Genomic DNA, 5,339 nt, shown 5'->3' with positions numbered 1-5,339 from the left:
ACCCCCGACCACCCCACCCCAACCGCCACCCCCGCTGGATGTGACTCGTCGTGGCGTCCGCGGCGTCGGACACCGCCGGATGTCACATCCAGGGGGTGGGGTGGTCGGGGGTGGGGCGGTCAGGGGGTGGGGCGGTCCGGGGTCGGGGTTCCGGCGGGGCCGAGGACGGCGTCGCAGACGGCCAGCAGGCGGGCCCGCAACGCCTGGCCGCGCTCGGCGAAGCCACGCTGGGCCGCCGCGTACTCGGCCTTGCCCGCCGCGGTCTCGATCGGCACCGGGGCGTAGCCGTGGGCCACGAGGTCGTAGGGGCTGGCCCGCATGTCGAGCACCCGGATGTCCACCGCGAGCTCGAAGCAGTCGGCCAGCAGCTCACCGGGCACGGCCGGGGCCAGCTTCACCGCCCACTTGTAGAGGTCCATGCCGGCGTGCAGGCAGCCCGGCTGCTCGAGCTCGGCCTGGGTGTCGCGGGTCGGGGCGAGCGCGTTGCGCGGGGCCGCGGTGGGGGTGAAGAACCGGTAGGCGTCGACGTGCGTGCACTGCAGGCGGTGGGACTCGACGACGGCGTCGGTGCCCGCCGGGCCCAGCCGCAGGGGGACGGCGCCGTGCCGCGGGGTGGCCCGGTGCACCATCGCCCACTCGTGCAGGCCGAAGCAGCCGAACTGCGCCGTCCGCCCGGCGGTGGCCTGCAGCAACCCGGCGACCCAGCCGGCCGACGTCCCGCGGCGCTCCCGGAACGCCTCGACGTCCAGCCCGACCGAGCCGTCGGGGCCCTGCGCGTACATCGGCCAGCCCAGGCGCTCCTCGGCCAGGTCACCGGTGACCGAGTGCCCGACCCCGGCGTGCCAGCGCAGCAGCCGGGCCGGGGACTCGGAGTAGTAGGTGAACAGGAAGTCCAGCACCGGGTGCGCCTCGTGCCGCTGCCGGCGCGCGAGGTGCGGGCCCACCCAGGTCAACAGCCGCTGCCGGTGGGCAGCGGCACGGGCGGTCGCCTCCTCCGGTCCCAGCACGGTCACACAGCCCAGCGTAGGTGCGCCTTGACAGTGGTCGAACGCTCAACCAGTGCCTCGCGGACCTGGACGCGCACCGACCGCCCGTCCTCTGCTGGGTGCTGCAGCCGGGCGCCGGGAAGGAGGGCGTCGGGCTGGGCGCGTTCCGCATGATCAAGCCCTGGACCGAGTGGATGCTCATGTAGTGCTACGCGGTCGCCGTGGACGGTCAACCACCACGCCGCGACGACGATCGCCCGCGGCCGGGTGCTCTGCGCCGGCGACGCCGTGCACCGGCACCCGCCGACCAACGGCCTGGGCTCCAACACCTCGATCCAGGACAGCTACAACCTGGCCTGGTAGCTGACGCACGTGATCAACGGGCCCGCGGGTCCTTCTCTGCCGGGGTCCTCCGACGCCGAACGGGCACCCATTGCCCGGCAGGTCGCGGAGCGGGCGAACCCGTTGATCGCCGACACCGGCCGGATCATGGCCGCGTTCGAGCTCGCCGACACCACCGACACCGAGGCCCTCGAGCGCCAACTCGCGCTGCGCCGTGCGCCGGGGCCGGAGGGCGACAAGGTGCGGGCCGCCGTCCGGGAGGCCATCGCCTACAAGGCCTACGAGTTCGACGCGCACGGCGTGGAGCGCAACCAGCGCTACGCCTCGGACGCCGTCGTCCCCGACGGGACGACGATGCCGCCCCCACGAGCGGGACCACCAGCTCTGTGCCCGGCCCACCACCTGGCCCGGCGCCAAGCTGTCGCACGCCTGGGTCACCCGGGGTGGACGCGAGGTCGTGACCCTCGACCTGGTCGGGAAGGGGCGCTTCGCCGTCGTCACCGGGGTGGGGGGCCAGCAGTGGCTGGACGCGGCCGCGGCGCTGGGTGCCGAGCGGGGGCTGGAGATCACGCCGGTCGCGATTCAGGCCGGGGTTGCCGTTCGACGACCCGAACGGCACCTGGGCCGACCTGCGCGAGATCGTCGACGGCGGTTGCCTGCTGCTCCGCCCCGACTGCTACGTCGCCGCCCGCCACTCCGATGCCCCCGGCGCAGGGTGATCACCGATCGGCAGGTTCGGCGACTACCTTCGACGGGCCCGCCCCACCCGAGGAGACCCGTACGTGTCGAGCAGCACCACCGACCAGGCACTCATCGAGGAGCAGGAGCACGTCACCGGCCTCTACGCCCGCTTGGATGCCGCCCGCGAACTCGCCGTGACCCGTCGGCAGCAGGCCATCTCCGCGCCGCTGGTGGACAACCCGCAGGCGATGGGGGAGAAGGAGGCCGCGGTCCGGTTCCACGGCACCCGCATCGTGCAGCTGGACGCCGCCGAGGCCGGCCTGGTGCTGGGCCGTCTCGACCGGGAGGACGTCGCGCAGCCGCTGTACGTGGGGCGCACCGGGCTGCCCGCCGACGACGCCGGCGGCGACCCCGCGCTGGTCGACTGGCGCGCGCCGGCCAGCCGGCCGTTCTACACCGCGACCCCGTTCCGCCCCGAGGGCATCGCCCGGCGTCGGCACATCCGCACCCTGGGCCGGCGCGTGACCGGCGTCGACGACGAGGTGCTGGTGCTGGCCGAGGGCGAGGAGGCCGACGACCGCGGGTTGACCGGCGAGGCGGCCCTGCTGCGCGCGCTGACCGCCGAGCGCACCGGCCGCATGACCGACATCGTGCGCACCATCCAGGCCGAGCAGGACGCGATCATCCGCTCGGACTCCCGCGGCATCCTGGTCGTGCAGGGCGGGCCGGGCACCGGCAAGACCGCCGTCGCGCTGCACCGCGCTGCCTACCTGCTCTACACCCACCGCGACCGGCTGGCCCGCAGTGGCCTGCTCGTCGTCGGGCCCACGCCGACCTTCCTGCGCTACATCGCCGACGTGCTGCCCGCCCTGGGCGAGACCGGTGTCGTGATGGCCGGGCTGGGGCAGCTGCGCCCGGGGCTCTCGACGACGGTCACCGACGACCCGGCCACCGCCGAGGTCAAGGGCCGGCTGGCCATGGCCGAGGTGGTCGCGAACGCCGTGAAGGACCGGCAGGGCGTGCTGCGCGGCACCCGGGAGCTGGTGATCGACCGCGAGCGCATCCGGCTGCGCGCCGGGGACGTCGCCAAGGTGCGCACCCAGGCCCGTCGGGCGTCGCGGCTGCACAACCTGGCCCGGCCGGCCTTCTACCGCGGTCTGGTGGACCTGCTCGCGCAGCGGGTGGCCGACCGGCTGGGCTCCGACATCCGGGGTGGGGTGGATCTGCTCGACGCCGAGGACCGCCGGGCGCTGCGCCGCGAGATCGCGGGCGAGCCCGCGGTGGTCGACCTGGTCGAGGAGCTGTGGCCGCTGCTCACGCCCGAGGAGCTGCTGCGGGACCTGTTCTCCTCCCCCGACCGGCTGGCCCGGGCGGGGAAGACGCTGACCGACGCCGACCGCGCCCTGCTGCTGCGTGACCGGGACGCCGCCTGGGCGGTGTCCGACGTCCCGCTGCTGGAGGAGGCCGACGAGCTGCTCGGCGTCGACGACTCCGCGGAGCGGGCGGCGGCGGCGCGCCGCCGGCAGGCCGGGCTGGACGAGGCGCAGCGGGTGCTGGACCTGCTGCACGGTTCGCGGTCGCACGACGCGGACGACGACGAGGAGTCCGAGGAGCTCATGGCCGGCGACCTGCTCGACGCCGCCGGCCTGGCCGCGCGCGCCGACGAGGCCGACTACCGCTCCACCGCCGAGCGGGCCGCGGCCGACCGCACCTGGACCTTCGGTCACGTGGTGGTCGACGAGGCCCAGGAGCTCTCGGCGATGGCCTGGCGGATGCTGGCCCGCAAGTGCCCGACGCTGTCGATGACGGTGGTCGGCGACCTGGCCCAGACCGGGACCCTCGGCGGGGCGGACAGCTGGGCCGAGGTGCTCACCCCGCACGCCCGCACCCAGTGGCGCCAGGCGGTGCTCACGGTCAACTACCGGACGCCGACGGAGATCATGGAGGTCGCCGCCGACGTGCTGGCGGCGTCCGGGTCGTCGCTGGAGGCGCCGCGGTCGGTGCGCAGCAGCGGCGAGCAGCCCCGCGCCGAGCGGGTGGCGGCGTCGGACCTGCTGGACCGGGTGGCCGAGGTGGCCGCCGACCTGGCCGGCAAGGGCGGGACGACGGCGGTCATCGTGCCGCCGTCGCTCCTCGACGGTGCGGTGGCCGCGCTGCCCGACGCGAGCGCCGGGGCGGACGCCGACTCCTCGGCCGGCCCGGTGCTGCTGCGCCCGGCCGAGGCCAAGGGCCTGGAGTTCGACTCGGTGGTGCTGGTTGAGCCCGCGGCGGTGCTGGCCGAGGGCGTGCGCGGGGATTCCGACCTCTACGTCGCGCTCACCCGCGCCACCCAACGCCTGGCGGTGCTGCACGCCGAGGAGCTCCCCGACTCCCTGCACCGCCTCGCCGACTAGCGGTCCCGGGGTGCCTGGGCGCTGGCGCCGATGCCGGTGCGGACCTCGTACAGCTCGGGGAAGAACGTGAGGTCCAGGGCCCGGCGCAGGAAGCTCGCGCCGGAGCTCCCCCCGGTGCCGGTGGTGAACCCGATGGTGCGCTGCACGGTGCGCAGGTGCCGGAACCGCCAGAACTGGAAGGCGTCCTCGATGTCGACGAGGTCCTCGCAGGTGGCGTAGTCGGCCCAGTGGGTCTCGGTGTCGGCGTAGATGCGGTGGACCACCGGCACCAGGTCGGCGTGCATGGTCCAGGCCTGCCGGACGTCGCGGTGCAGCACCTCGTCGGGGACGGCGTGGCCCTGGCGGGCGAGGTGGCGCAGGAAGGCGTCGTAGACGGTGGGGGAGTCGAGCAGCTCGGCGAGCACGGCCTGGGCCTCGGGCTCGGCGTCGAAGACCGTCAGCATGCGGGCGTTCTTGTTGCCCAGGACGAACTCGACGGCCCGGTACTGGTAGGACTGGAACCCCGACGAGCTGCCCAGCGATCCGCGGAACTCGGCGTACTCGCTGGGGGTGAGGGTGGCCAGCACCGACCACTGCTCGGCCAGGGTGCGGAAGATGTGCTTGACCCGGGCCAGGCCCTTGCGCGCACGGGCGGGGTCGTCGGCGTCGAGGTCCGCGCGGACCGCCCGCAGCTCGTGCAGCACCAGCTTGAACCACAGCTCGGTGGTCTGGTGCTGGATGACGAACAGCAGCTCGTCGTGGTGCTCGGGCCGGCTGACCGGGTGCTGGGCGGAGAGCAGCCGGTCGAGGTCGAGGTAGCCCCCGTAGCTCATGGTGTCCCGCAGGTCGGTGCGGATGCCGGCTTCGAGGGGGCGCTCGCCCGCGTGCTCGCTCATGCCCGCATGGTGCACCCTGACCTGCCCTGCGCTATCCCGCCCCGCCCCGCCCCGCCCCGCCC

The 5,339-nt window shown here is 74.8% G+C and carries 5 protein-coding genes and 1 pseudogene; 4 read left to right on the top strand and 2 right to left on the bottom strand.

The genetic code is table 11. The features are described 5' to 3' along the window. Positions 1 to 119: 119 nt before the first annotated feature. Positions 120 to 1,013, bottom strand: a complete 894-nt coding sequence (locus TEK04_RS21070; RefSeq protein WP_336406338.1) for a 3-methyladenine DNA glycosylase — start codon at positions 1,011 to 1,013, stop codon at positions 120 to 122. Positions 1,014 to 1,027: 14 nt separating this feature from the next. Between TEK04_RS21070 and TEK04_RS21065 the strand changes: the two genes are divergently transcribed. From TEK04_RS21065 to TEK04_RS21050, 4 genes and pseudogenes are all read left to right on the top strand, one after another. After that, a complete protein-coding gene (locus tag TEK04_RS21065; protein WP_336406337.1) occupies positions 1,028 to 1,192 on the top strand; it encodes a hypothetical protein in 165 nt (54 codons plus the stop codon). Between the two features lie 16 nt (positions 1,193 to 1,208). After that, a pseudogene (locus TEK04_RS21060) lies at positions 1,209 to 1,349 on the top strand (FAD-dependent monooxygenase); the annotation flags it as partial. Positions 1,350 to 1,921: 572 nt separating this feature from the next. Beyond that, positions 1,922 to 2,047: a hypothetical protein gene (locus TEK04_RS21055; RefSeq protein ID WP_336406336.1), complete on the top strand. Its 126-nt coding sequence runs from the start codon at positions 1,922 to 1,924 to the stop codon at positions 2,045 to 2,047. A gap of 63 nt (positions 2,048 to 2,110) precedes the next feature. Beyond that, the gene (locus tag TEK04_RS21050) at positions 2,111 to 4,402 is read left to right on the top strand and encodes a HelD family protein (RefSeq protein WP_336406335.1); all 2,292 of its coding nucleotides are present in this window, start codon (positions 2,111 to 2,113) and stop codon (positions 4,400 to 4,402) included. Here TEK04_RS21050 and TEK04_RS21045 read toward each other — a convergent pair. Then, entirely contained in the window at positions 4,399 to 5,277 is an 879-nt protein-coding gene (locus TEK04_RS21045) for a tryptophan 2,3-dioxygenase (RefSeq protein ID WP_336406334.1), read from the bottom strand. The two genes, TEK04_RS21050 and TEK04_RS21045, sit on opposite strands and share 4 nt — an antisense overlap. Positions 5,278 to 5,339: the final 62 nt, after the last annotated feature.

The organism is Klenkia sesuvii (assembly GCF_037083825.1).
Lineage (GTDB): Bacteria > Actinomycetota > Actinomycetes > Mycobacteriales > Geodermatophilaceae > Klenkia > Klenkia sesuvii.
The sequence above is the reverse complement of the archived record's forward strand: the minus strand, read 5'-3'. Positions and strand labels throughout refer to the sequence as shown.

Bases quoted from the DNA above. Each gene is read 5' to 3' on its own strand.
- TEK04_RS21045 (WP_336406334.1), bottom strand. From the start codon at position 5,277: ATGAGCGAGCACGCGGGCGAGCGCCCCCTCGAAGCCGGCATCCGCACC.